Annotated in this window: 29 protein-coding genes and 4 tRNA genes; all 33 read left to right on the top strand. The window is 54.7% G+C overall.

The window, feature by feature from the left end:
• Positions 1-213: 213 nt before the first annotated feature.
• A complete protein-coding gene (birA, locus tag GVL50_RS20825) occupies positions 214-1167 on the top strand; it encodes a bifunctional biotin--[acetyl-CoA-carboxylase] ligase/biotin operon repressor BirA (RefSeq protein ID WP_159814929.1) in 954 nt (317 codons plus the stop codon).
• A complete protein-coding gene (locus GVL50_RS20820) occupies positions 1157-1906 on the top strand; it encodes a pantothenate kinase (protein WP_159814928.1) in 750 nt (249 codons plus the stop codon). The genes birA and GVL50_RS20820 overlap by 11 nt, the downstream gene beginning before the upstream one ends.
• Before the next feature lie 7 nt (positions 1907-1913).
• The gene (locus tag GVL50_RS20815) at positions 1914-2351 is read left to right on the top strand and encodes a hypothetical protein (protein WP_159814927.1); all 438 of its coding nucleotides are present in this window, start codon (positions 1914-1916) and stop codon (positions 2349-2351) included.
• 143 nt (positions 2352-2494) lie between these two features.
• Positions 2495-2579: transfer RNA gene (locus GVL50_RS20810), tRNA-Tyr, on the top strand.
• A 25-nt stretch (positions 2580-2604) separates the two neighbouring features.
• Positions 2605-2678: transfer RNA gene (locus GVL50_RS20805), tRNA-Gly, on the top strand.
• A gap of 26 nt (positions 2679-2704) precedes the next feature.
• Positions 2705-2780: transfer RNA gene (locus tag GVL50_RS20800), tRNA-Thr, on the top strand.
• Between the two features lie 84 nt (positions 2781-2864).
• Positions 2865-4058 carry an elongation factor Tu gene (gene tuf, locus GVL50_RS20795; protein WP_053124324.1) on the top strand — a complete coding sequence of 398 codons (1194 nt, stop codon included), beginning with the start codon at positions 2865-2867 and terminating at the stop codon, positions 4056-4058.
• Between the two features lie 53 nt (positions 4059-4111).
• Positions 4112-4187, top strand: a tRNA-Trp gene (locus GVL50_RS20790).
• A gap of 45 nt (positions 4188-4232) precedes the next feature.
• Positions 4233-4601, top strand: a complete 369-nt coding sequence (secE, locus tag GVL50_RS20785) for a preprotein translocase subunit SecE (RefSeq protein WP_008081915.1) — start codon at positions 4233-4235, stop codon at positions 4599-4601.
• 9 nt (positions 4602-4610) lie between these two features.
• Entirely contained in the window at positions 4611-5144 is a 534-nt protein-coding gene (gene nusG / locus GVL50_RS20780) for a transcription termination/antitermination protein NusG (protein WP_007916492.1), read from the top strand.
• 117 nt (positions 5145-5261) lie between these two features.
• Positions 5262-5693, top strand: coding sequence for a 50S ribosomal protein L11 (gene rplK / locus GVL50_RS20775; protein ID WP_003228756.1), 432 nt, complete (start codon positions 5262-5264; stop codon positions 5691-5693).
• Positions 5693-6388: a 50S ribosomal protein L1 gene (gene rplA, locus GVL50_RS20770; protein ID WP_053124322.1), complete on the top strand. Its 696-nt coding sequence runs from the start codon at positions 5693-5695 to the stop codon at positions 6386-6388. The genes rplK and rplA overlap by 1 nt, the downstream gene beginning before the upstream one ends.
• A 196-nt stretch (positions 6389-6584) precedes the next feature.
• The gene (gene rplJ, locus GVL50_RS20765; protein WP_053124320.1) at positions 6585-7085 is read left to right on the top strand and encodes a 50S ribosomal protein L10; all 501 of its coding nucleotides are present in this window, start codon (positions 6585-6587) and stop codon (positions 7083-7085) included.
• A 79-nt stretch (positions 7086-7164) separates the two neighbouring features.
• A complete protein-coding gene (rplL, locus tag GVL50_RS20760; protein WP_053124318.1) occupies positions 7165-7530 on the top strand; it encodes a 50S ribosomal protein L7/L12 in 366 nt (121 codons plus the stop codon).
• Between the two features lie 221 nt (positions 7531-7751).
• Positions 7752-11825 carry a DNA-directed RNA polymerase subunit beta gene (rpoB, locus tag GVL50_RS20755; RefSeq protein WP_008081909.1) on the top strand — a complete coding sequence of 1358 codons (4074 nt, stop codon included), beginning with the start codon at positions 7752-7754 and terminating at the stop codon, positions 11823-11825.
• 64 nt (positions 11826-11889) lie between these two features.
• Entirely contained in the window at positions 11890-16089 is a 4200-nt protein-coding gene (gene rpoC, locus GVL50_RS20750; protein ID WP_053124316.1) for a DNA-directed RNA polymerase subunit beta', read from the top strand.
• Positions 16090-16305: 216 nt separating this feature from the next.
• Positions 16306-16677, top strand: a complete 372-nt coding sequence (gene rpsL, locus GVL50_RS20745) for a 30S ribosomal protein S12 (RefSeq protein ID WP_003186084.1) — start codon at positions 16306-16308, stop codon at positions 16675-16677.
• A gap of 107 nt (positions 16678-16784) precedes the next feature.
• Positions 16785-17258, top strand: a complete 474-nt coding sequence (gene rpsG / locus GVL50_RS20740) for a 30S ribosomal protein S7 (RefSeq protein WP_007916467.1) — start codon at positions 16785-16787, stop codon at positions 17256-17258.
• A gap of 30 nt (positions 17259-17288) precedes the next feature.
• Positions 17289-19394 carry an elongation factor G gene (gene fusA / locus GVL50_RS20735; RefSeq protein ID WP_053124314.1) on the top strand — a complete coding sequence of 702 codons (2106 nt, stop codon included), beginning with the start codon at positions 17289-17291 and terminating at the stop codon, positions 19392-19394.
• 31 nt (positions 19395-19425) lie between these two features.
• Positions 19426-20619 (top strand): elongation factor Tu, encoded by a 1194-nt coding sequence (gene tuf / locus GVL50_RS20730; RefSeq protein ID WP_007918472.1) that lies wholly within the window; start codon positions 19426-19428, stop codon positions 20617-20619.
• 159 nt (positions 20620-20778) lie between these two features.
• Positions 20779-21090 (top strand): 30S ribosomal protein S10, encoded by a 312-nt coding sequence (rpsJ, locus tag GVL50_RS20725; RefSeq protein ID WP_003186070.1) that lies wholly within the window; start codon positions 20779-20781, stop codon positions 21088-21090.
• An 80-nt stretch (positions 21091-21170) separates the two neighbouring features.
• On the top strand, positions 21171-21806 hold the full coding sequence (gene rplC / locus GVL50_RS20720) for a 50S ribosomal protein L3 (RefSeq protein WP_003228738.1): 636 nt from the start codon (positions 21171-21173) through the stop codon (positions 21804-21806).
• Positions 21807-21818: 12 nt separating this feature from the next.
• Positions 21819-22421, top strand: a complete 603-nt coding sequence (gene rplD, locus GVL50_RS20715; RefSeq protein ID WP_007918468.1) for a 50S ribosomal protein L4 — start codon at positions 21819-21821, stop codon at positions 22419-22421.
• Positions 22418-22717, top strand: a complete 300-nt coding sequence (gene rplW, locus GVL50_RS20710; RefSeq protein ID WP_002555488.1) for a 50S ribosomal protein L23 — start codon at positions 22418-22420, stop codon at positions 22715-22717. The genes rplD and rplW overlap by 4 nt, the downstream gene beginning before the upstream one ends.
• Before the next feature lie 14 nt (positions 22718-22731).
• Positions 22732-23556, top strand: coding sequence for a 50S ribosomal protein L2 (rplB, locus tag GVL50_RS20705; protein ID WP_003228734.1), 825 nt, complete (start codon positions 22732-22734; stop codon positions 23554-23556).
• A 16-nt stretch (positions 23557-23572) separates the two neighbouring features.
• A complete protein-coding gene (gene rpsS, locus GVL50_RS20700) occupies positions 23573-23848 on the top strand; it encodes a 30S ribosomal protein S19 (RefSeq protein ID WP_003228731.1) in 276 nt (91 codons plus the stop codon).
• Between the two features lie 11 nt (positions 23849-23859).
• A complete protein-coding gene (gene rplV / locus GVL50_RS20695; protein ID WP_003103908.1) occupies positions 23860-24192 on the top strand; it encodes a 50S ribosomal protein L22 in 333 nt (110 codons plus the stop codon).
• Between the two features lie 13 nt (positions 24193-24205).
• Positions 24206-24892 (top strand): 30S ribosomal protein S3, encoded by a 687-nt coding sequence (gene rpsC / locus GVL50_RS20690; protein ID WP_003176422.1) that lies wholly within the window; start codon positions 24206-24208, stop codon positions 24890-24892.
• A 12-nt stretch (positions 24893-24904) separates the two neighbouring features.
• A complete protein-coding gene (gene rplP, locus GVL50_RS20685) occupies positions 24905-25318 on the top strand; it encodes a 50S ribosomal protein L16 (RefSeq protein WP_007896757.1) in 414 nt (137 codons plus the stop codon).
• Positions 25318-25509 (top strand): 50S ribosomal protein L29, encoded by a 192-nt coding sequence (rpmC, locus tag GVL50_RS20680; RefSeq protein WP_002555481.1) that lies wholly within the window; start codon positions 25318-25320, stop codon positions 25507-25509. Before rplP ends, rpmC begins: the two co-directional genes overlap by 1 nt.
• Before the next feature lie 2 nt (positions 25510-25511).
• Positions 25512-25778, top strand: coding sequence for a 30S ribosomal protein S17 (rpsQ, locus tag GVL50_RS20675; protein WP_003176419.1), 267 nt, complete (start codon positions 25512-25514; stop codon positions 25776-25778).
• Between the two features lie 23 nt (positions 25779-25801).
• Positions 25802-26170 carry a 50S ribosomal protein L14 gene (gene rplN / locus GVL50_RS20670; RefSeq protein WP_002555479.1) on the top strand — a complete coding sequence of 123 codons (369 nt, stop codon included), beginning with the start codon at positions 25802-25804 and terminating at the stop codon, positions 26168-26170.
• 11 nt (positions 26171-26181) lie between these two features.
• Positions 26182-26496, top strand: coding sequence for a 50S ribosomal protein L24 (gene rplX, locus GVL50_RS20665; RefSeq protein WP_008081905.1), 315 nt, complete (start codon positions 26182-26184; stop codon positions 26494-26496).
• The last annotated feature ends 2 nt before the right edge of the window (positions 26497-26498 follow it).

Genomic DNA, 26498 nt, shown 5'->3' with positions numbered 1-26498 from the left:
CATCCCGAACTCAGCAGTGAAACGATGCATCGCCGATGGTAGTGTGGGGTTTCCCCATGTGAGAGTAGGTCATCGTCAAGATTAAATTCCGAAACCCCAATTGCGAAAGCAGTTGGGGTTTTGTTTTGCCCTCAGGAAATGCATGTGCTTGATTTCTATGCAACGGCCCGGGGCATAGCTATTATTCGGGCCTCATTGTGAGGCGAGACCTGCATGTTGACGTTGTTGAACCTTCTGAAGGATGGGCGATTCCATTCTGGTCAGGATCTGGGGGCGGCCCTGGGGATTAGTCGAAGTGCAGTATGGAAGCAGCTTCAGCATCTTGAGGCTGAACTCGGGCTGTCCATCCATAAAGTTCGCGGGCGCGGGTATCGATTGGCGACGCCTCTGATGTTGCTTGATCCTCTCAAAATAGCGGAAATGGCGCCAGACTGGCCGGTTGCAGTATTCGACTCCATTGACTCGACAAATGCCGAGGCATTGCGCGCGATCGGTCAGGGCCGATCGGCGCCTTTTCTCGTGCTTGCTGAACGGCAGGTGTCTGGGCGCGGACGGAGAGGGCGCAAGTGGGTGAGTCCATTTGCTGACAACCTTTATTACAGTCTCGTGCTGCGCATCGATGGCGGAATGCGGCAGTTGGAAGGTTTGAGCCTTGTCGTGGGTCTAGCTGTCATGCACACCTTGCGAAAAGTCGGTGTCGCCGGGGCGGGATTGAAGTGGCCGAACGATGTTCTGGTCGGTAATAAGAAGATCGCCGGTATCTTGCTTGAGCTCGTCGGGGATCCCGCGGACGTCTGTCACGTGGTCTTGGGCATAGGCATCAACGTTAATATGCAGGCCGCTGAGGAAGTCGATCAGCAATGGACATCCGTGCGACTCGAGTCTGGTCAGGTCTACGATCGCAACGCGTTAGCTGTTCAGTTGAGCGAGCAGTTGCAAGCATATATCCAGCGTCACCAGGATAGAGGCTTCTCGGCTCTACAAGCTGAGTGGCAGGACGGTCATTTGTGGCAGGGGCGATCTGTTTCATTGATCGCCGGCACTAACCAGATCGATGGTGTTGTGCTCGGAATTGATAATCAAGGTGCGCTGCGATTGCAGGTGGATGGTGTGGAAAAACTCTTTAGTGGTGGTGAGCTCAGCTTGAGGTTGCGTGATGATTCTTGAGCTCGATTGCGGCAATAGCTTCATAAAGTGGCGTGTATTGGACGCCGCGGCTGCGTCTCTCTTTTCTGAGGGGGTGGTCGACTCCGACGCGGCGTTGATCGAAAGTCTGCGCTCACTTGGCAAAATATCTTTACGTAAATGCCGTTTGGTCAGTGTCAGAACCGCTGAGGAAACCGAAGCGCTCATTAAGCTGCTTGAGCAAGCGTTCGGTGTTTCTGCGGTGTGCGCTCAGCCCGCTCGGGAAATGTCCGGAGTCAAAAACGGCTACGAAGACTATGAGCGGTTGGGGCTTGATCGGTGGCTTGCCATGCTTGGTGGGTATCACCTGGCGTCGGGTGCCTGCCTGGTGCTGGATTTTGGTACGGCAGTTACCGCCGATTTCATCTCGGCAGATGGAGAGCACTTGGGTGGCTTTATCTGTCCGGGCATGCCGTTGATGCGTAATCAGTTGCGAACCCATACACGGAAGATTCGTTATGGAGATGTTGCGGCGGAGCGTGCCTTGACGAGCCTGGCTCCTGGGCGAACCACGGTTGAGGCTGTAGAGCGGGGCTGTTCTTTGATGCTTAAAGGATTTGTACTCACTCAGTTAGATATCGCGCGTGAGTATTGGGGGGAGAGTTTTACAGTGTTTGTCACTGGCGGTGATGCTGACTTGGTTGCCAGTGTTGCTCCTGGTGCTCGTCTCGTCCCGGATTTGGTTTTCGTAGGGTTGGCGATGGCCTGTCCTTTGTCCTGAGGTTCGTATGCGTTGGTTGTTCCTGCTGCTCCTTGTTCTCAATGTGTTCTATTACGTCTGGCACCAGCAGGAAGCTCCTTTGCGTGCCAAGGATGTCACGCCTCTCAGTTTATATAAGGGGTCGCAGCAGGATATTCGGTTGCTAAGTGAGAGCGGCGGCGCCTCCCGCGAGAAATCCGAAACTGCCCAGGGCGAAAAAAAATGCCTTTATGTGGGTGGTTTTGCAGTTCAGGATCCGGCCCTGGCCCTTGAGCGGCGCCTTGAGGAAATGAAGGTTCGCTCGCAACCCTTGCAGAAAAACGTCCCGGAGAGTGGTTATTGGCTACGGATCGCGCCTGAGGGCGAGCGTTTGCTGGGTGATTTGCAGCTGCAGAACCTTTCCAAGGAATTCAATGAGTTAAAACATAAAATAATGCTGTGCGAGGGGGTTGCACCTACTGAATAGTTTGCATAGAATGGCGCCCGCTCCACAGCGAAGACCTGAAAAGGTCGCAGCAGTAGAGTGATGTCAATGCAGCTAACCTCAGGTTTTTAAATGAGAAAATGCTTGACAGGGGTTTGGCATAGTATAGAATGCCGGCCTGATTAGGAGGGGTTCCCGAGCGGCCAAAGGGATCAGACTGTAAATCTGACGTCTACGACTTCGAAGGTTCGAATCCTTCTCCCTCCACCAGATTTAAGCGTGAGCTGCAAGCTCCGCGGGTATAGTTTAGTGGTAGAACCTCAGCCTTCCAAGCTGATGATGCGGGTTCGATTCCCGCTACCCGCTCCAAGTTTGCAGGTTGTGCAAAGTGTTTTGCTCTTGTAGCTCAGTTGGTAGAGCACACCCTTGGTAAGGGTGAGGTCAGCGGTTCAAATCCGCTCAAGAGCTCCATATAACAAGGCAGATATGAAAATATCTGCCTTTGTTTTAATGGCTAATGTAGTTTGCTCAATTCTTCTGTTAAGGGTGATATCGATGGCTAAGGAAAAATTTGATCGTTCCCTGCCGCACGTCAACGTTGGGACCATTGGTCACGTTGACCACGGTAAAACCACGCTGACTGCTGCTCTGACTCGCGTTTGCTCCGAAGTGTTCGGTTCGGCAATCGTTGATTTCGACAAGATCGACAGCGCCCCAGAAGAAAAAGCGCGCGGTATCACCATCAACACTGCGCACGTTGAGTACAACTCGAAGATCCGTCACTACGCTCACGTTGACTGCCCAGGTCACGCTGACTATGTGAAGAACATGATCACCGGTGCTGCTCAGATGGATGGCGCTATTCTGGTTTGCTCGGCCGCTGATGGTCCGATGCCACAAACCCGTGAGCACATCCTGCTGTCCCGTCAGGTAGGCGTTCCGTACATCGTGGTTTTCCTGAACAAGGCTGACCTGGTAGACGACGCTGAGCTGCTGGAACTGGTTGAGATGGAAGTTCGCGACCTGCTGTCGACTTACGACTTCCCGGGTGATGACACTCCAATCATCATCGGTTCGGCCCGTATGGCGCTGGAAGGCAAAGACGACAACGAGATGGGCACCACTGCCGTCAAGAAACTGGTTGAAACTCTGGACAGCTACATCCCAGAGCCAGTTCGCGTGACTGACAAGCCGTTCCTGATGCCAATCGAAGACGTATTCTCGATCTCTGGTCGCGGTACTGTTGTGACTGGTCGTATCGAGCGCGGTATCGTTCGCGTTCAGGATCCGCTGGAAATCGTTGGTCTGCGTGACACCACCGTGACTACTTGCACCGGTGTTGAAATGTTCCGCAAGCTGCTCGACGAAGGTCGTGCTGGCGAGAACTGCGGCGTTCTGCTGCGTGGCACCAAGCGTGACGACGTTGAGCGTGGTCAGGTTCTGGTTAAGCCGGGTTCGGTTAAGCCGCACACCAAGTTCACTGCAGAAGTATACGTTCTGAGCAAGGAAGAAGGCGGCCGTCATACTCCGTTCTTCAAAGGCTACCGTCCACAGTTCTACTTCCGTACGACTGACGTGACTGGTAACTGCGAGCTGCCAGAAGGCGTTGAAATGGTAATGCCAGGTGACAACATTCAGATGACTGTTACCCTGATCAAAACCATCGCGATGGAAGACGGTCTGCGTTTCGCTATCCGTGAAGGCGGTCGTACCGTCGGCGCTGGTGTCGTAGCCAAAATCATCGAGTAAACAGTTGTAATGTCTTTTTCGGGCCGGCATAATGGTCGGCCTGATTTTGTTTTAGGTCAGTAGCTCAATTGGCAGAGCGACGGTCTCCAAAACCGTAGGTTGGGGGTTCGATTCCCTCCTGACCTGCCAGATTCACTCGGTGTGTCTGGCTTTCTTTTCACAGGATCTTCATAGATGACTCCTAAGGCTGAAGCTCAAGGCTCTCGCTTCGATCTGCTCAAGTGGCTTGTAGTAGTCGCTTTGGTGGTTGTTGGCGTTGTTGGCAATCAGTATTACTCTGCTTCGCCGATCCTGTACCGCGTGCTGGCATTGCTTGCTCTCGCTGCTGTAGCTGCCTTTGTAGGCTTGCAGACAGCCAAGGGCAAGTCTTTCTTTGTACTGGTTAAGGAAGCTCGCACCGAGATTCGTAAAGTCGTATGGCCAACTCGCCAAGAAACCACGCAGACCACGTTGATCGTAGTGGCTGTTGTTCTGGTTATGGCGTTGCTGTTGTGGGGGCTTGATTCCCTGCTCGGCTGGCTTGTTTCCTTGATTGTCGGCTAAGGGTGTCCCGTGGCTAAGCGTTGGTACGTTGTGCATGCTTACTCGGGTTACGAGAAGCATGTCATGCGCTCTTTGGTAGAGCGTGTAAAGCTGGCTGGCATGGAAGATGGCTTCGGCGAAATTCTGGTTCCCACTGAAGAAGTGGTTGAAATGCGTAATGGCCAGAAACGCAAAAGCGAGCGCAAGTTCTTCCCAGGTTATGTGCTGGTTCAGATGGACATGAATGAGGGTACTTGGCACTTGGTCAAGGATACTCCTCGGGTGATGGGTTTCATCGGCGGTACCGCTGACAAGCCTGCACCAATCACCGATAAAGAGGCAGAAGCAATTCTGCGTCGTGTTGCTGATGGTAGCGACAAGCCTAAGCCGAAGACTCTCTTCGAGCCGGGCGAAACGGTGCGAGTCAACGACGGTCCATTCGCTGATTTCAATGGCGTTGTTGAAGAAGTTAACTACGAAAAGAGCCGGATCCAAGTGGCAGTGCTCATTTTCGGTCGCTCTACTCCGGTAGAGTTGGAGTTCAGTCAGGTCGAAAAGGTCTAACTGAAAAAGCATCCCAACCCCGCAGCCTTAGGCTGTGGGGTTTTGTCGTCACTGGGATAAACGCGCAAGTAACCGGGGAGCCTTTCGAGGCGTTCGAACCCGTAATTGGAGTGCCTCATGGCCAAGAAGATTACCGCTTACATCAAGCTGCAAGTGAAGGCCGCTCAGGCTAACCCAAGCCCACCTGTTGGTCCAGCTCTGGGTCAGCACGGCGTGAACATCATGGAGTTCTGCAAGGCTTTCAACGCCCGTACTCAGGGTCTTGAAGCTGGTCTGCCGACTCCAGTGATCATCACTGTCTACAGCGACCGTAGCTTCACTTTCGAAACCAAGTCCACCCCTGCTTCGGTTCTGCTGAAGAAAGCGGCTGGTCTGACTAGCGGTTCCGCTCGTCCGAACACCGTCAAGGTTGGCACCGTTACCCGTGCTCAGCTGGAAGAAATCGCGAAAACCAAAAACGCGGATCTGACTGCAGCTGATATGGATGCGGCCGTGCGTACCATCGCCGGTTCCGCTCGTAGCATGGGCCTTAACGTGGAGGGTGTGTAATGGCTAAGCTGACCAAGCGCCAAAAGGCTATCGCCGGCAAAATCGAAGCAGGCAAAAGCTACAGCTTTGTAGATGCTGCTGCCCTGCTGGCTGAGCTGTCGACTGTCAAGTTCAGCGAGTCGTTCGACATTGCTGTAAACCTGGGTGTAGACCCGCGTAAATCCGACCAGGTTGTTCGTAGCGCTACTGTGCTGCCACACGGCACTGGCAAGACCGTTCGCGTTGCTGTGTTCACCCAAGGCCCAGCTGCTGAAGCCGCTCTGGCTGCCGGCGCTGATCGCGTAGGTATGGACGACCTGGCTGCCGAAATGAAAGGCGGCGACCTGAACTATGACGTAGTGATCGCATCCCCGGATGCAATGCGCGTTGTAGGTCAACTGGGTCAGATCCTCGGCCCACGTGGTCTGATGCCTAACCCTAAGGTTGGTACCGTAACTCCAGACGTAGCGACTGCTGTTAAAAACGCTAAAGCTGGTCAGGTTCGTTATCGCACCGACAAAAACGGCATTATCCACACCTCCGTTGGCAAGATGGGCTTCGACGCCGTCAAGCTGAAGGAAAACGTTGAAGCCCTGATCGCTGATCTGAAGCGTATCAAGCCAGCTTCCTCGAAAGGTATTTACGTTAAGCGCGTTACCCTGAGCACCACTATGGGCCCAGGTCTGGTTATCGACCAGAGCTCGCTGGACGCTTAAGAAAAAAGTTGGCGTGCTTTGCACGTCAATTGAAAGATTGGGGTCCCTGCCTGGCGGGGGCTATCCAAGACCGTAGGCGACGCAAGTCTTAATACACAAGCCTACGCAGATGGTGCTCCCGGTTCCTTACCGAATCAGACACCAAAACGACATTCGGTTTCGATCGAATGAAACGGTAACAAGCAGGAGTTAACCCGTGGCAATTTATCTCGAAGACAAGAAGGCCATCGTCGCTGAAGTCAACGAGGCTGCCAAAGTCGCTCTGTCCGCTGTCGTGGTTGATGCACGTGGCGTAACAGTAGGCGCAATGACCGGACTCCGTAAAGAGGCTCGTGAAGCTGGCGTTTACGTACGTGTTGTACGTAACACCCTGCTCAAGCGCGCTGTTGCTGACACTGAATACAGTGTTCTCAACGACGTGTTCACCGGCCCGACCTTGATCGCATTCTCCAACGAACACCCGGGCGCTGCTGCTCGTCTGTTCAAAGAGTTCGCTAAAGGTCAGGACAAGTTCGAGATCAAGGCAGCTGCGTTCGAGGGCAAGTTCCTCGCAGCTAATCAGATCGACGTACTGGCAAGCCTGCCGACCCGTGACGAAGCAATTTCCCAGCTGATGAGCGTGATTCAAGGCGCTACCAGCAAATTGGCTCGTACTCTGGCGGCACTTCGCGACCAGAAAGAAGCTGCTGCAGCCTAAGGCTGAGCGTTTCCTTTTATCGCGTATTTTTGTTTATTTCGATGGCCTCCAGGCTATCCCCCAATTCAGGAAATAAGTCATGTCTCTGACTAACGAACAAATCATCGACGCAATCGGCGAAAAATCGGTTCTGGAAATCGTTGAGCTGATCAAAGCAATGGAAGAGAAGTTCGGCGTATCCGCTGCCGCTGCTTCTGCTGGTCCAGCTGCTGCCGCCGCTGTTGTTGAAGAGCAAACCGAGTTCAACGTAATCCTGAAAGGCGCTGGCGAGAAGAAAGTCAACGTGATCAAGGCTGTACGTGAACTGACCGGTCTGGGTCTGAAAGAAGCCAAGGAGAAGGTTGACACCGCTCCTCAGGTTATCGCTGAAGGCGTTTCGAAAGAAGCTGCTGAAGACGCGAAGAAGAAGCTGGAAGAAGCAGGCGCTGAAGTCGAAGTTAAGTAACTTTCGACTTTGCACCTCCAGCCCGAGCGTCAAGCGACAGGCTGATGGCTGGTGGCTCTTGCCACCGGCCTTTTTCCGTTATTGGCAGCCGACTGGGTCGGTGCTGATAAAGGCGCTGTAACCATCCGATGCGGTGGCGCAAACCATGGGGTTTGCACGATTTTCTGGCTGCTCCCGTCGGGAGGGGCCAAACAAGCAGGTGACCAAGCTGGGGAACGCTGATGGCTTACTCATATACTGAGAAAAAACGTATCCGCAAGGACTTTAGCAAGTTGCCGGACGTCATGGATGTGCCTTACCTCCTGGCCATCCAGCTGGATTCGTATCGTGAATTCTTGCAAGCGGGAGCGACTAAAGATCAGTTCCGCGACGTGGGCCTGCATGCGGCCTTCAAATCCGTTTTCCCGATCATCAGCTACTCCGGCAATGCTGCGCTGGAGTACGTCGGTTATCGCCTGGGCGAACCGGCATTTGATGTCAAAGAATGCGTATTGCGCGGTGTAACTTTCGCCGTACCTTTGCGGGTAAAAGTGCGCCTGATCATTTTCGACAAAGAATCGTCGAACAAAGCGATCAAGGACATCAAAGAGCAAGAAGTCTACATGGGTGAAATCCCCCTGATGACTGAGAACGGTACCTTCGTAATCAACGGTACCGAGCGTGTAATCGTTTCCCAGCTGCACCGTTCCCCGGGCGTGTTCTTCGACCACGACCGCGGCAAGACGCATAGCTCCGGCAAACTGCTGTACTCCGCGCGCATCATTCCTTACCGCGGTTCGTGGCTGGACTTCGAGTTCGACCCGAAAGACTGCGTGTTCGTGCGTATCGACCGTCGTCGCAAGCTGCCGGCATCGGTGCTGCTGCGCGCGCTCGGCTATACCACTGAAGAAGTGCTGGACGCTTTCTACACCACCAACGTTTTCCACCTGAGCGGCGAAACCCTCAGCCTGGAACTGATTGCTTCGCGTCTGCGTGGTGAAATTGCGGTTCTGGACATTCAGGACGAGAAGGGCAAGGTCATTGTTGAAGCGGGCCGCCGTATTACCGCGCGCCACATCAACCAGATCGAAAAAGCCGGCATCAAGACCCTGGAAGTACCTCTGGACTATGTCCTGGGCCGTACTACCGCCAAGGTCATCGTGCACCCGGCTACCGGCGAAATCCTGGCAGAGTGCAACACCGAGCTGAACACCGAAGTCCTGGCAAAAATTGCCAAGTCCGGCGTTGTTCGCATCGAAACTCTGTACACCAACGACATCGACTGCGGTCCGTTCGTTTCTGACACGCTGAAAATCGACTCCACCAGCAACCAATTGGAAGCGCTGGTCGAGATCTATCGCATGATGCGTCCAGGCGAGCCGCCAACCAAAGACGCTGCCGAAACCCTGTTCAACAACCTGTTCTTCAGCCCTGAGCGCTATGACCTGTCTGCGGTCGGCCGGATGAAGTTCAACCGTCGTATCGGTCGTACCGAGATCGAAGGTTCGGGCGTGCTGTGCAAGGAAGACATCGTCGCGGTACTGAAGACTCTGGTCGACATCCGTAACGGTAAAGGCATCGTCGATGACATCGACCACCTGGGTAACCGTCGTGTTCGCTGCGTAGGCGAAATGGCCGAGAACCAGTTCCGCGTTGGCCTGGTACGTGTAGAGCGTGCGGTCAAAGAGCGTCTGTCGATGGCTGAAAGCGAAGGCCTGATGCCGCAAGATCTGATCAACGCCAAGCCAGTGGCTGCGGCGGTGAAAGAGTTCTTCGGTTCCAGCCAGCTCTCGCAGTTCATGGACCAGAACAACCCGCTGTCCGAGATCACCCACAAGCGTCGTGTCTCTGCACTCGGCCCTGGCGGTCTGACTCGTGAGCGCGCAGGCTTTGAAGTCCGTGACGTACACCCGACTCACTACGGTCGTGTATGCCCGATTGAAACGCCGGAAGGTCCGAACATCGGTCTGATCAACTCCCTGGCTGCGTACGCTCGCACCAACCAGTACGGCTTCCTGGAAAGCCCGTACCGTGTGGTGAAAGAGGGTGTTGTCACCGACGAGATCGTGTTCCTGTCCGCTATTGAAGAAGCCGATCATGTGATCGCGCAGGCTTCGGCGACCATGAACGACCAGAAAGTCCTGATCGACGAACTGGTAGCCGTACGTCACCTGAACGAATTCACCGTTAAGGCGCCTGAAGAAGTCACCTTGATGGACGTTTCGCCGAAGCAGGTAGTTTCGGTTGCAGCGTCGCTGATTCCGTTCCTCGAGCACGACGACGCCAACCGTGCGTTGATGGGTTCGAACATGCAGCGTCAAGCTGTACCAACCCTGCGCGCTGACAAGCCGCTGGTAGGTACTGGCATGGAGCGTAACGTAGCCCGTGACTCCGGCGTTTGCGTCGTGGCTCGTCGTGGCGGCGTGATCGATTCCGTCGACGCCAGCCGTATCGTGGTTCGTGTTGCTGATGACGAAGTTGAAACCGGCGAAGCTGGTGTCGACATCTACAACCTGACCAAATACACCCGCTCGAACCAGAACACCTGCATCAACCAGCGTCCGCTGGTGCGTAAGGGTGATCGCGTTCAGCGTAGCGACATCATGGCCGACGGCCCGTCCACCGACATGGGTGAACTGGCGCTGGGTCAGAACATGCGCATCGCGTTCATGGCATGGAACGGCTTCAACTTCGAAGACTCCATCTGCCTGTCCGAACGTGTTGTTCAAGAAGACCGTTTCACCACGATCCACATTCAGGAACTGACCTGTGTGGCCCGTGACACCAAGCTTGGGCCTGAAGAGATCACTGCGGACATCCCTAACGTGGGTGAAGCTGCACTGAACAAACTGGACGAAGCCGGTATCGTTTACGTAGGTGCTGAAGTTGGCGCAGGCGACATCCTGGTCGGTAAGGTCACTCCGAAAGGCGAGACTCAGCTGACTCCGGAAGAAAAACTGCTGCGTGCAATCTTCGGTGAAAAAGCCAGCGACGTTAAAGACACTTCCCTGCGTGTACCTACTGGTACCAAAGGTACTGTCATCGACGTACAGGTCTTCACCCGCGACGGCGTTGAGCGTGATGCTCGTGCACTGTCGATCGAGAAGACTCAGCTCGACGAGATCCGCAAGGATCTGAACGAAGAGTTCCGTATCGTTGAAGGCGCGACCTTCGAACGTCTGCGTTCCGCTCTGGTAGGCCACAAGGCTGAAGGCGGCGCAGGTCTGAAGAAAGGTCAGGACATCACCGACGAAGTACTCGACGGTCTTGAGCATGGTCAGTGGTTCAAACTGCGCATGGCTGAAGATGCTCTGAACGAGCAGCTCGAGAAGGCTCAGGCCTATATCGTTGATCGCCGCCGTCTGTTGGACGACAAGTTCGAAGACAAGAAGCGCAAACTGCAGCAGGGCGATGACCTGGCTCCAGGCGTGCTGAAAATCGTCAAGGTTTACCTGGCAATCCGTCGTCGCATCCAGCCGGGCGACAAGATGGCCGGTCGTCACGGTAACAAAGGTGTGGTCTCCGTGATCATGCCGGTTGAAGACATGCCGCACGATGCCAATGGCACCCCGGTCGACGTCGTCCTCAATCCGCTGGGCGTACCTTCGCGTATGAACGTTGGTCAGATCCTTGAAACCCACCTGGGCCTCGCGGCCAAAGGTCTGGGCGAGAAGATCAACCGGATGATCGAAGAGCAGCGTAAAGTCGCTGAACTGCGTACCTTCCTCGACGAGATCTACAACCAGATCGGCGGTCGTAACGAAGATCTGGACAGCTTCTCCGATCAGGAAATCCTGGATCTGGCGAAGAACCTGCGTGGCGGCGTTCCAATGGCCACTCCAGTGTTCGACGGCGCCAAGGAAAGCGAAATCAAGGCCATGCTGAAACTGGCAGACCTGCCGGAAAGCGGCCAGATGCAGCTGACTGACGGCCGTACCGGCAACAAGTTCGAGCGTCCAGTTACCGTTGGCTACATGTACATGCTGAAGCTGAACCACTTGGTAGACGACAAGATGCACGCGCGTTCTACCGGTTCGTACAGCCTGGTTACCCAGCAGCCGCTGGGTGGTAAGGCGCAGTTCGGTGGTCAGCGTTTCGGGGAGATGGAGGTCTGGGCACTGGAAGCATACGGTGCTGCTTACACTCTGCAAGAAATGCTCACAGTGAAGTCGGACGATGTGAACGGCCGTACCAAGATGTACAAAAACATCGTGGATGGCGATCACCGTATGGAGCCGGGCATGCCCGAGTCCTTCAACGTGTTGATCAAGGAAATTCGTTCCCTCGGCATCGATATCGATCTGGAAACCGAATAACACGTGACGCGAATCGAGAGCGGGGCAGGATTGCCCGCTCTCTGCTCCGCCAGGAGGAAAGGCCTTGAAAGACCTACTGAATTTGCTGAAAAACCAGGGTCAAGTCGAAGAGTTCGACGCCATCCGTATCGGATTGGCCTCGCCTGAGATGATCCGCTCATGGTCGTTCGGTGAAGTTAAAAAGCCGGAAACCATCAACTACCGTACGTTCAAACCTGAGCGTGACGGCCTGTTCTGCGCCAAGATCTTTGGCCCGGTAAAGGATTACGAGTGCCTGTGCGGTAAGTACAAGCGCTTGAAGCACCGTGGTGTGATCTGCGAGAAGTGCGGCGTTGAAGTTGCACTGGCCAAGGTTCGTCGTGAGCGCATGGCGCACATCGAACTGGCTTCGCCGGTTGCCCACATCTGGTTCCTGAAATCGCTGCCGTCCCGTATCGGCTTGCTGATGGACATGACCCTGCGTGATATCGAACGCGTTCTCTACTTCGAGAGCTATGTCGTTATCGATCCAGGCATGACCACCCTTGAAAAGGGTCAGCTGCTGAACGACGAGCAGTACTTCGAAGCGCTGGAAGAGTTCGGTGACGACTTCGACGCCCGTATGGGTGCTGAAGCTGTCCGTGAACTGCTGCACGCTATCGACCTGGAGCACGAGATTGGCCGTCTGCGCGAAGAAATTCCGCAAACCAACTCCGAAACCAAGATCAAGAAGCTGTCCAAGCGTCTGAAGCTGATGGAAGCCTTCCAGGGTTCCGGCAACCTGCCAGAGTGGATGGTGCTGACCGTTCTGCCGGTTCTGCCGCCAGATCTGCGTCCACTGGTCCCGCTGGATGGCGGTCGTTTCGCGACTTCCGACCTCAACGATCTTTATCGTCGAGTGATCAACCGTAACAACCGTTTGAAGCGCCTGCTGGATCTGTCCGCTCCGGACATCATCGTGCGCAACGAAAAGCGTATGTTGCAGGAAGCTGTCGATGCGCTGCTCGACAACGGCCGTCGTGGCCGCGCTATCACTGGTTCGAACAAGCGTCCTCTGAAATCCCTGGCTGACATGATCAAGGGTAAGCAAGGTCGTTTCCGTCAGAACTTGCTCGGTAAGCGTGTTGACTACTCTGGTCGTTCGGTAATTACCGTAGGTCCGACCCTGCGTCTGCACCAGTGCGGTCTGCCGAAGAAGATGGCTCTCGAGCTGTTCAAACCGTTCATTTTCGGCAAGCTGGAAATGCGTGGTCTCGCGACCACCATCAAAGCGGCCAAGAAAATGGTCGAGCGCGAACTGCCAGAGGTTTGGGACGTTCTCGCTGAAGTGATTCGCGAACACCCGGTTCTTCTCAACCGTGCACCGACCCTTCACCGTCTGGGTATCCAGGCGTTTGAACCGGTACTGATCGAAGGTAAGGCTATCCAGTTGCACCCTCTGGTCTGTGCCGCGTACAACGCCGACTTCGACGGCGACCAAATGGCCGTGCACGTACCGCTGACACTGGAAGCTCAGTTGGAAGCGCGTGCGTTGATGATGTCGACCAACAACATTCTGTCGCCAGCCAACGGTGAGCCAATCATCGTTCCGTCGCAGGACGTTGTATTGGGTCTGTACTACATGACTCGTGAAGCGATCAACGCCAAGGGCGAAGGTCGTGTATTCGCGGATCTGCAGGAAGTTGACCGTGTGTTCCGTGCCGGCGAAGCCGCACTGCACGCCAAAGTTAAAGTACGTATTAACGAAACCGTTAATGATCGTGACGGTGGCAGCGTCAAGAACACCCGTATCGTCGACACTACCGTTGGCCGTGCGCTGTTGTTCCAGGTTGTTCCGCCAGGTCTGTCGTACGACGTCGTCAACCTGCCAATGAAGAAAAAGGCGATCTCCAAGCTGATCAACCAGTGCTACCGCGTGGTTGGTTTGAAAGAGACCGTGATCTTCGCTGACCAGTTGATGTACACCGGTTTCGCTTACTCGACCATCTCCGGCGTTTCCATCGGTGTTAACGACTTCGTTATCCCGGACGAGAAAGCCCGCATCATCGGTGCCGCTACCGACGAAGTGAAAGAGATCGAGAGCCAGTACGCCTCCGGCCTGGTAACCCAGGGCGAGAAGTACAACAAAGTGATCGACCTTTGGTCGAAAGCGAACGACGAAGTTTCCAAGGCAATGATGGCCAACCTCTCGAAAGAGAAGGTTATCGACCGTCACGGCGTTGAAGTCGATCAAGAGTCTTTCAACTCGATGTACATGATGGCTGACTCGGGTGCGCGGGGTTCCGCAGCACAGATTCGTCAGCTGGCCGGTATGCGTGGTCTGATGGCCAAGCCGGACGGTTCCATCATTGAGACGCCGATTACTGCGAACTTCCGTGAAGGTTTGAGCGTACTTCAGTACTTCATCTCCACTCACGGTGCTCGTAAAGGTCTGGCGGATACCGCGTTGAAAACTGCGAACTCCGGTTACCTGACTCGTCGTCTGGTAGACGTGGCGCAGGATCTGGTTGTAACCGAGATCGATTGCGGCACCGAACACGGTCTGCTGATGACTCCGCACATTGAAGGCGGTGACGTTGTAGAGCCGTTGGGTGAGCGCGTATTGGGTCGTGTTATTGCCCGTGACGTATTCAAGCCTGGTACCGAAGAAGTCATCGTTCCTGCCGGCACGCTGGTAGACGAGAAGTGGGTCGAGTTCATCGAACTCAACAGCATCGACGAAGTGATCGTTCGCTCGCCGATCAGCTGCGAAACCCGCTACGGCATCTGCGCCAAGTGCTACGGCCGCGATCTGGCCCGTGGTCACCAGGTGAACATCGGTGAAGCGGTCGGCGTTATCGCTGCCCAGTCCATCGGTGAGCCGGGTACCCAGCTGACCATGCGTACGTTCCACATCGGTGGTGCGGCGAGCCGGACCTCTGCAGCTGACAGCGTTCAGGTGAAGAATGGCGGTACCGTCCGCCTGCACAACCTGAAACACGTTGAGCGAGTAGATGGTTGCCTGGTAGCTGTGTCCCGTTCCGGTGAGTTGGCAATTGCTGACGAATTCGGTCGCGAACGCGAGCGTTACAAGCTGCCGTACGGTGCTGTGATTTCGGTTAAAGAAGGTGACAAGGTCGACGCTGGCGCAATCGTGGCCAAGTGGGATCCGCACACTCACCCGATCGTTACCGAAATGAAAGGTACCGTGACCTACGTGGGCATGGAAGAAGGCATCACGATCAAGCGTCAGACTGACGAATTGACCGGTATGACCAACATTGAAGTACTCGACGCGAAAGATCGTCCAGCTGCCGGTAAAGACATCCGTCCTGCCGTTAAGATGGTCGATGACAACGGCAAGGATCTGTTGCTGCCAGGCACTGACGTTATCGCTCAGTACTTCCTGCCAGCCAACGCCCTGGTCGGTGTAGCGGATGGTGCGAAGATCGCGATCGGTGATGTTATCGCGCGTATCCCGCAAGAAACTTCGAAGACCCGTGACATCACCGGTGGTCTGCCGCGTGTTGCCGACTTGTTCGAAGCTCGTCGTCCGAAAGAAGCGTCGATTCTGGCTGAAGTCAGCGGCACCATCGCGTTCGGTAAAGAGACCAAAGGCAAGCGCCGTCTGGTCATTACCCCGAACGACGGTAGTGATCCGTATGAAGAGCTGATTCCGAAGTGGCGTCACCTGAACGTCTTCGAAGGCGAACAGGTAAACCGCGGCGAAGTTATCTCCGACGGTCCAAGCGATCCGCACGACATCCTGCGTCTGCTGGGTGTGAGCGCGCTTGCGAAGTACATCGTTAACGAGATCCAGGACGTTTACCGTCTGCAAGGCGTGAAGATCAACGATAAGCACATCGAGACCATCTTGCGTCAGATGCTGCGTAAAGTTGAGATCGCTGAATCCGGCGATTCGAGTTTCATCAAGGGCGACCAGATGGAACTGACTCACGTACTGGTAGAGAACGAGCGTCTGGGCGCGGAAGACAAGTTTGTCTCCAAGTTCACTCGCGTTCTGCTGGGTATCACCAAGGCGTCGTTGTCCACCGAATCGTTCATCTCGGCGGCTTCCTTCCAGGAAACCACCCGTGTACTGACCGAAGCGGCAGTCACCGGCAAGCGCGATTACCTGCGCGGCCTGAAAGAAAACGTAGTCGTGGGTCGTCTGATCCCGGCCGGTACTGGCCTGGCATATCACAGCGAGCGCAAGCGTCGTCGTGAAGCAGACAAGCCGTTGCGCGTAAGCGCCAGTGAAGTGGAAGCTGCACTGACCGAAGCGCTGAACTCGAGCGGTAACTGAGTTCTGCGATAAATGAGAGTAGGGCCCTGATCGCCCCGTTCGTCGAATCGAGACATTTTGTCGAGGTTCGAGGGGCGGGGAGGCCGGGGCCTTGCCTTGACTGGGGACAAGATCCTCTTTAGACTCTTGATCCCCTAAATTTGGCGGGAATTCGTTCCTGCCATTTTGCTTTTCTTGCAAGACAATAGCGTCGCAAGACAACAGTGGAGCTAGTAGATGGCAACTATCAACCAGCTGGTACGTCAGCCGCGTAAGCGTATCGTCGAGAAATCCGACGTACCTGCGCTGCAGAACTGCCCGCAACGTCGTGGCGTGTGCACCCGTGTGTACACCACCACGCCGAAAAAACCTAACTCGGCACTGCGTAAAGTATGCCGTGTGCGCCTGACCAACGGTTTCGAAGTTTCTTCGTACATCGGTGGTGAAGGTCACAACCTGCAAGAGCACAGCGTGGTGCTGATCCGCGGCGGTCGTGTAAAAGACTTGCCAGGTGTTCGTTACCACACCGTTCGCGGTTCTTTGGATACTTCCGGCGTTAAAGGTCGTAACCAGGGTCGTTCGAAGTACGGTACCAAGCGTCCGAAGTAATCGGCCGTTTTGCAGATTTTCATTTTATTGAGTCGATAAGAGTAAGGTCGGGCACGCATCCATTGGATCTGTCCCGAGCTAACCTGAAGACCGCTTGAGGGCTTATCATGCCAAGACGTCGCGTAGCAGCAAAGCGTGAGATTCTGGACGATCCGAAATACGGAAGCCAGATCCTCGCCAAATTCATGAACCACGTTATGGAAAGCGGCAAGAAAGCCGTTGCCGAGCGTATCGTTTATGGTGCCCTGGAAACCGTTGCGACCCGTAAGGCTGGCACCGATCCCCTGGAACTCTTCGAAAAAGCACTCGACGCCATCGCTCCGCTGGTCGAAGTGAAGTCGCGCCGCGTTGGTGGTGCTACTTACCAGGTTCCGGTCGAGGTTCGTCCTTCCCGTCGTAACGCTCTGGCAATGCGCTGGTTGGTAGACTTCGCCCGTAAGCGTGGCGAGAAGTCTATGGCTCTGCGTTTGGCTGGCGAGCTGCTGGATGCTGCTGAAGGTAAAGGTGCTGCTGTTAAGAAGCGTGAAGACGTGCACCGTATGGCTGAAGCCAACAAAGCTTTCTCGCACTACCGCTTCTAATTTTAGCTTCACTAATTTTGCGAGGGCTTTATGGCTCGTACTACTCCGATTAGTCGCTACCGTAACATCGGTATCGTCGCTCACGTGGATGCTGGTAAAACCACCACCACCGAGCGCGTCCTTTTTTACACCGGCAAAAGTCACAAAATGGGCGAGGTGCATGATGGCGCCGCGACCACAGACTGGATGGTGCAGGAGCAGGAGCGTGGTATTACCATTACTTCTGCTGCCATCACCGCCTTCTGGAAAGGTTCCGAGAAGCAGTACAAAGACGAGCACCGCTTCAACGTAATCGATACCCCGGGCCACGTAGACTTCACCATTGAAGTTGAACGATCCCTGCGCGTACTCGACGGCGCTGTCGTTGTGTTCTGCGGTACTTCGGGTGTTGAGCCTCAGTCGGAAACCGTATGGCGTCAAGCCAACAAATACGGCGTTCCACGTCTTGTTTACGTAAACAAGATGGACCGTGCTGGTGCCAACTTCCTGCGCGTGATCGGTCAGATCAAGCAGCGTCTGGGTCACACTCCGGTGCCGATCCAGTTGGCTATCGGTTCCGAAGACAACTTCCAGGGTCAGATCGATCTGTTGACCATGGAAGCTGTTTACTGGAACGACGCTGACAAGGGCATGGTTCCTGTTCGCAAGCCTATTCCTGCAGAGCTGCAAGAATTGGCTGACGAGTGGCGCAACAACATGGTTGAGGCTGCTGCCGAAGCCAGCGAAGAGCTGATGAACAAGTACCTCGAAGGTGAAGAACTCACCAACGTGGAAATCAAGGCCGCTCTGCGTCAGCGTACTATCGCTGGTGAGATCGTCTTGGCTGTTTGCGGTTCCTCGTTCAAGAACAAGGGCGTTCCCCTGGTTCTCGATGCTGTGATCGACTACCTGCCGGCACCAGTGGATATTCCTGCCATCAAGGGTACTGATCCTGATGACGAGACTATCGAGCTGGAGCGTCATGCAGACGACGCAGAACCGTTCTCCGCTCTGGCATTTAAAATTGCCACTGACCCATTCGTGGGTACCTTGACCTTCGTCCGCGTTTACTCGGGCGTGTTGAACTCCGGCGACGGCGTGATCAACTCGGTTAAAGGCAAGAAAGAGCGCGTGGGTCGTATGGTGCAAATGCACGCAAACGCCCGTGAAGAGATCAAGGAAGTACGCGCTGGCGACATCGCGGCCCTGATCGGCATGAAGGACGTCACCACTGGTGAAACCCTCTGCAACGCTGACAAGCCAATCATCCTGGTTCGCATGGACTTCCCGGAGCCGGTTATTTCGGTTGCCGTAGAGCCTAAGACCAAGGATGACCAGGAAAAAATGGGTATCGCTCTGGGCAAACTTGCTCAGGAAGACCCGTCTTTCCGCGTTAAAACTGATGAAGAGACTGGTCAAACGATCATCTCCGGCATGGGCGAGCTGCACCTGGACATCCTGGTTGACCGGATGCGCCGTGAGTTCAACGTCGAAGCCAACATCGGCAAGCCTCAGGTTTCGTATCGTGAGCGCATCACGAAGAACTGTGAAATCGAAGGCAAGTTCGTTCGTCAATCCGGCGGTCGTGGTCAGTTCGGCCACTGCTGGATCCGTTTTGCTCCTGCTGACGAAGGTCAGGAAGGTCTGCAATTCGTGAACGAAGTTGTAGGTGGTGTGGTTCCTAAGGAATACATCCCGGCTATCCAGAAGGGTATCGAAGAGCAGATGAAGAACGGCGTTGTTGCCGGCTATCCGCTGATCGGCCTGAAGGCTACCGTGTTCGATGGTTCTTACCACGACGTCGACTCCAACGAGATGGCGTTTAAAGTGGCTGCCTCCATGGCGACCAAGCAACTGGCCCAGAAGGGCGGTGGTGAGTTGCTTGAGCCGATCATGGCTGTAGAGGTTGTTACGCCTGAAGACTATATGGGTGATGTGATGGGCGACCTTAACCGTCGTCGCGGCATGATCCAGGGTATGGAAGACACAGTGTCCGGCAAGGTTATCCGTGCCGAGGTTCCACTGGGTGAGATGTTCGGTTATGCGACCGACGTTCGTTCCATGTCCCAGGGTCGCGCAAGCTACTCTATGGAATTCAAAAAATACGATACGGCTCCGTCGCACATCGTCGAATCCGTAACCAAAAAACAAGGCTGATTCAGCCCCTTTAGGCTAGGAGTTAATTGTCGTGGCTAAAGAAAAATTTGATCGTTCCCTACCGCACGTCAACGTTGGCACCATCGGTCACGTTGACCACGGTAAAACCACTCTGACTGCTGCTCTGACTCGCGTTTGCTCCGAGGTTTTCGGTTCCGCAATCGTTGACTTCGACAAGATCGACAGCGCACCAGAAGAGAAAGCTCGCGGTATCACCATCAACACCGCACACGTTGAGTACAACTCGAAGATCCGTCACTACGCTCACGTTGACTGCCCAGGTCACGCTGACTATGTGAAGAACATGATCACCGGTGCTGCTCAAATGGACGGCGCTATTCTGGTTTGCTCGGCCGCTGATGGTCCGATGCCACAAACCCGTGAGCACATCCTGCTGTCCCGTCAGGTAGGCGTTCCGTACATCGTGGTTTTCCTGAACAAGGCTGACCTGGTAGACGACGCTGAGCTGCTGGAACTGGTTGAGATGGAAGTTCGCGACCTGCTGTCCACCTACGACTTCCCGGGCGATGACACTCCAATCATCATCGGTTCGGCTCGTATGGCTCTGGAAGGCAAAGACGACAACGAGATGGGCACCACTGCCGTCAAGAAACTGGTTGAGACTCTGGACAGCTACATCCCAGAACCAGTTCGTGTGACTGACAAGCCGTTCCTGATGCCAATCGAAGACGTATTCTCGATCTCCGGTCGCGGTACTGTTGTAACTGGTCGTATCGAGCGCGGTATCGTTCGCGTTCAAGATCCGCTGGAAATCGTTGGTCTGCGTGACACCACCGTTACTACTTGCACCGGTGTTGAAATGTTCCGCAAGCTGCTCGACGAAGGTCGTGCTGGCGAGAACTGCGGCGTTCTGCTGCGTGGCACCAAGCGTGACGACGTTGAACGTGGTCAGGTTCTGGTTAAGCCGGGTTCGGTTAAGCCGCACACCACTTTCACCGCAGAAGTTTACGTTCTGAGCAAAGAAGAAGGCGGTCGTCACACTCCGTTCTTCAAAGGCTACCGTCCACAGTTCTACTTCCGTACTACTGACGTGACTGGTAACTGCGAGCTGCCAGAAGGCGTTGAAATGGTAATGCCAGGTGACAACATTCAGATGACTGTTACCCTGATCAAAACCATCGCAATGGAAGACGGTCTGCGTTTCGCTATCCGTGAAGGCGGTCGTACCGTCGGCGCTGGCGTTGTAGCCAAAATCATCGCGTAATTCTCTTTTATAGAGATTGCTTGATGCTTTGAAAAAGCCCCCGCTCAGCGGGGGCTTTTTTTATTGGGTTGACACCTATATGGGGCGTCTATAGAATTGCGCCTCCTTTTAACGGGCGTATTGCGCTCGGTGGGAATAGCAGCCGGAGTCTGAAATCCAATGCAAAATCAGCAAATCCGTATCAGGTTGAAGGCTTTCGACCATCGCCTGATCGACCAATCAACCCAGGAAATCGTGGAAACCGCGAAACGTACTGGTGCTCAAGTGCGTGGTCCAATTCCACTGCCTACCCGTAAAGAGCGGTTCACCGTTCTGGTTTCTCCGCACGTCAACAAAGACGCGCGCGACCAGTACGAAATCCGCACTCATAAGCGCGTTCTGGACATCGTCCAGCCAACGGATAAAACCGTTGATGCTCTTATGAAGCTTGATCTTGCGGCCGGTGTGGAAGTGCAGATCAGCCTCGGCTAAGACTCGGTCTTAGTCGTGTAACGCTCTGAAATGGGCGGCCATAGCGGGTGAAAGCCCCGTACACTCATGAGGTTTACAACATGACTATTGGTGTAGTCGGTCGTAAATGCGGTATGACCCGTATTTTCACCGAAGAAGGTGTCTCCATTCCGGTCACGGTCATTGAGATCGAACCGAATCGCGTCACCCAGTTCAAAACTGAAGAGACCGATGGCTATCGTGCAGTGCAAGTCACTGTCGGCGAGCGTCGTGCTTCGCGTGTAACAGCAGCTCAGGCTGGCCACTTCGCTAAGGCGAACGTTGCCGCTGGTCGCACCACCATGGAATTCCGTCTTGAAGAAGGCGAGTACCAGGCTGGCGATCTGATCAACGCTGAAATCTTCGCCGCTGGTCAACTGGTTGATGTAACCGGTCAGTCCAAGGGTAAAGGCTTCCAGGGTACGATCAAGCGTTGGAATTTCCGCGGGCAAGATAACACCCACGGTAACTCCGTATCCCACCGCGTCCCAGGCTCTATCGGCCAGTGCCAGACTCCTGGTCGTGTATTCAAGGGCAAAAAAATGTCCGGTCATATGGGCGCTGAGCGCGTGACCGTGCAGTCCCTGGAAGTAGTGCGCGTGGACGCTGAACGCAATCTGTTGTTGGTCAAGGGTGCTGTTCCTGGCGCTACTGGCGGCAACCTGGTTGTACGTCCAGCAGCCAAGGCTCGCGGTTAAGGGGAAGCTGACATGCAATTAAATGTAAATGACGCTCAAGCGATCGAAGTTTCCGAACTGACATTTGGCGGCGAATTCAACGAGACGCTGGTTCACCAAGCAGTCGTGGCCTACATGGCCGGCGGCCGTCAAGGTACCAAGCAGCAAAAGACCCGTTCCGACGTTCGTGGTGGCGGTAAGCGCCCATGGCGTCAGAAAGGTACTGGCCGTGCTCGTGCCGGTACTATCCGTAGCCCAATCTGGCGTGGCGGCGGTACCACTTTTGCAGCACGTCCACAGGATCACTCCCAGAAGCTGAACAAGAAGATGTATCGCGCAGCAATGCGTTCCATCCTTGCTGAGCTGGTGCGTACTGATCGTCTGGTCGTGGTTCAGGATTTCGCTGTTGAAACTCCGAAAACCAAAGATCTGCTGGGCAAGCTGAACAACATGAGCCTGACCGACGTTTTGATCGTGTCGGACGCTGTTGATCAGAACCTGTACCTGGCTGCTCGTAACCTGCCGCACGTAGATGTACGTGACGTTCAAGGTTCCGATCCAGTTAGTCTGATCGCATACGACAAGGTGTTGATCACCGTGTCGGCCGTGAAGAAATTCGAGGAGCTGCTGGGATGAACCAGGAACGCGTATTTAAAGTTCTGCTTGGCCCGCACGTTTCCGAGAAGGCTACGGTTCTGGCAGACAAGAAAGGCCAGTTCGTTTTCAAGGTTGCTACTGACGCAACCAAGCTGGAAATCAAGAAGGCCGTCGAAAGCCTGTTCAGCGTGAAAGTTGAGCGTGTTACTACCCTGAACGTTCTGGGTAAGAGCAAGCGCACAGCTCGCGGTCTGGGCAAGCGTAATGACTGGAAGAAGGCAGTTATCTCCCTTCAGCCAGGCCAAGATCTCGATTTCAGCAGCAGTGCTGAGTAAGGAAGGGGTGCATCATGGCAATCGTTAAATGCAAACCGACTTCCCCTGGCCGCCGTTTTGTGGTCAAGGTGGTCAACCAGGAGCTGCATAAAGGCGCTCCTCACGCACCGCTGCTCGAGAAAAAATCGAAGACTGGTGGTCGTAACAACAATGGCCGTATTACCACGCGTCACATCGGTGGTGGTCATAAGCAGCATTATCGTATGGTCGATTTCCGTCGCAACGACAAAGATGGCATCGTCGCCACTGTCGAGCGTATCGAATACGATCCAAACCGTACTGCTCACATCGCACTGCTCTGCTACGCAGACGGCGAGCGTCGCTACATCATCGCCCCTAAAGGCGTGAGTGCTGGCGACCAGCTGATCGCAGGCGCTCTGGCTCCAATCAAGCCAGGTAACGCTCTGCAACTGCGCAACATTCCAGTGGGTTCTACCGTACACGGCATCGAACTGAAGCCAGGTAAAGGCGCACAGATCGCTCGTTCCGCTGGCGCTTCGGCTCAGCTGATCGCTCGTGAAGGTGTGTACGTGACCCTGCGTCTGCGTTCCGGTGAAATGCGTAAAGTCCTGGCTGAATGCCGTGCGACCCTGGGCGAAGTCTCGAACTCCGAGCACAGCCTGCGTTCGCTGGGTAAAGCTGGTGCCAAACGCTGGCGTGGCGTTCGCCCAACCGTTCGTGGTGTTGCCATGAACCCGGTTGACCACCCACATGGTGGTGGTGAAGGTCGTACCTCTGGTGGTCGTCATCCGGTATCGCCATGGGGCTTCCCGACTAAGGGCGCGAAGACTCGTGGTAATAAGCGTACCGACAAAATGATCGTCCGTCGTCGCAAGTAAATAGAGGGATACGACAGTGCCACGTTCTCTGAAAAAAGGTCCTTTTATTGATCTTCACCTACTGAAGAAGATCGAAGTGGCGGCGGAAAAGAACGATCGCAAACCAATTAAGACTTGGTCGCGTCGTTCGATGATCCTGCCACAGATGGTCGGTTTGACCATCGCCGTACATAACGGTCGTCAGCACGTCCCAGTTCTCGTGAACGAAGACATGGTCGGCCATAAACTGGGCGAGTTCGCCGGTACCCGCACTTATCGTGGGCACGTGGCTGACAAGAAAGCCAAGCGTTAAGGGGTTAGGAAATGGAAGTAGCCGCTAAGTTGTCGGGCGCTCGAATCTCCGCCCAGAAAGCCCGCTTGGTCGCCGACCAGATCCGCGGGAAGAAGGTGGGCGAAGCGCTCAACTTGTTGGCTTTCAGCAGTAAGAAAGCCGCCGAGATCATGAAGAAAGTGCTGGAGTCGGCCGTAGCCAACGCCGAGCATAACGAAGGCGCAGACGTTGATGACCTGAAGGTCAGCACTGTTTTCGTCAACGAAGGGCGTTCGCTGAAGCGCATCATGCCACGTGCCAAAGGCCGTGCTGATCGCATCGTCAAGCGGTCTTGCCATATCACTGTCAAGGTTGCTGACAAGTAACGGAGTCGAAGAGATGGGTCAGAAAGTACATCCCATTGGCATTCGCCTGGGAATCGTCAAGGAGCACACCTCCGTCTGGTACGCAGACGGTCGGACTTATGCGGACTACTTGTTCGCAGATCTGAAAGTGCGTGAGTATCTCCAAGACAAACTAAAAAGCGCGTCCGTAAGCCGTATCGATATCCATCGTCCGGCCCAAACTGCACGTATCACCATCCACACCGCTCGTCCAGGTATCGTTATCGGGAAGAAAGGTGAAGATGTTGAGAAACTGCGTCAGGACCTGACCAAGCAAATGGGTGTGCCTGTGCACATCAATATCGAAGAGATCCGCAAGCCGGAACTCGACGGTATGCTGGTTGCGCAGAGCGTAGCTCAGCAGCTGGAGCGTCGTGTAATGTTCCGTCGCGCTATGAAGCGCGCAGTACAGAACGCCATGCGCATTGGTGCCAAAGGCATCAAAATCCAAGTGAGCGGTCGTCTCGGCGGTGCTGAAATCGCACGTACTGAATGGTATCGCGAAGGTCGTGTGCCATTGCACACCCTGCGTGCCGACATCGACTATGCCAACTACGAAGCTCACACCACTTATGGTGTGATCGGTGTAAAGGTTTGGATCTTCAAAGGCGAAGTAATTGGTGGTCGCCAAGAAGAGCTGAAACCACAAGCACCAGCGCCTCGTAAAAAAGCTGCTAAGTAAGGGGTACGCCAAATGTTGCAACCTAAGCGTACGAAGTTCCGCAAGCAGATGACAGGCCACAACCGTGGTCTGGCTCAGCGCGGTAGCAAAGTCAGCTTCGGCGAGTTCGCGCTGAAGTCTGTAGCTCGTGGTCGTCTCACCGCTCGTCAGATCGAGTCAGCGCGTCGTGCACTGACCCGTCACGTTAAACGTGGCGGCAAGATCTGGATCCGTGTATTCCCGGACAAGCCTATTTCCAAAAAGCCCCTCGAAGTTCGTATGGGTAAAGGTAAGGGTAGTGTGGAGTACTGGGTTGCCCAGATTCAGCCAGGTAAAGTCCTGTATGAAATCGAGGGTGTTTCTGAAGAGCTGGCGCGTGAGGCTTTTGCCCTGGCTGCTGCAAAGCTGCCGCTCGCCACCGCCTTTGTTAAACGGACGGTGATGTGATGAAAGCGAATGAACTTCGTGAAAAATCCGCACAGCAGCTGAATGAGCAACTGCTCGGCTTGCTGCGCGACCAGTTCAATCTGCGTATGCAGAAAGCAACTGGCCAGTTGGGGCAGTCGCATCTGCTCTCGCAAGTTAAGCGTGACATCGCTCGCGTGAAGACTGTGCTCAACCAGCAGGCAGGTAAGTAATCATGGCTGAAGCCGAAAAAACTGTCCGTACGCTGACTGGCCGTGTTGTCAGCGACAAGATGGACAAAACCATCACCGTACTGATCGAGCGTCGCGTTAAGCACCCGATCTACGGTAAATACGTTAAGCGTTCGACTAAGCTGCACGCGCACGACGAAACCAATCAGTGCCACATCGGCGACAAAGTCACTATTCGTGAAACTCGTCCTTTGGCCAAGACCAAGTCTTGGGCGCTGGTTGATGTTCTCGAACGCGCTGTGGAAGTCTAAGGACTAGGGGTCGGAGAAATTATATGATTCAGACTCAATCCATGCTCGATGTGGCCGATAACAGCGGCGCTCGCCGTGTTATGTGCATCAAGGTGCTGGGTGGCTCCCATCGTCGTTACGCTGGTATCGGTGACATCATCAAAGTTACCGTGAAGGAAGCAATTCCTCGCGGTAAAGTGAAAAAAGGCCAAGTGATGACTGCTGTTGTAGTCCGCACTCGTCACGGCGTACGTCGTGCTGATGGCTCCATTATCCGCTTTGATGGCAACGCTGCTGTTCTTCTGAACAACAAGCAAGAGCCGATCGGCACCCGTATCTTTGGGCCAGTGACCCGTGAACTTCGTACTGAGAAGTTCATGAAGATCGTCTCGCTCGCCCCAGAAGTGCTGTAAGGAGATCCGACATGCAAAAGATTCGTCGTGACGACGAGATCATCGTGATCGCCGGCAAAGACAAAGGTAAGCGCGGTAAGGTGCTTAAGGTTCTCGCTAATAACCGTCTGGTTATCAGCGGTCTGAACCTGGTTAAGCGTCATACCAAGCCTAACCCGATGTCGGGCGTGCAAGGCGGTATCGTCGAAAAAGAAGCTCCACTGGATGCTTCTAACGTCGCCATTTTCAACGGCGAAACCAACAAGGCTGACCGCGTTGGTTTCAAAGTAGAAGACGGCAAGAAAATTCGTGTCTTCAAGTCGACCCAAAAAGCGGTTGATGCTTGAAC

Source organism: Pseudomonas sp. 18058 (assembly GCF_902706155.1).
Lineage (GTDB): Bacteria > Pseudomonadota > Gammaproteobacteria > Pseudomonadales > Pseudomonadaceae > Aquipseudomonas > Aquipseudomonas rustica.
The sequence above is the reverse complement of the archived record's forward strand: the minus strand, read 5'-3'. Positions and strand labels throughout refer to the sequence as shown.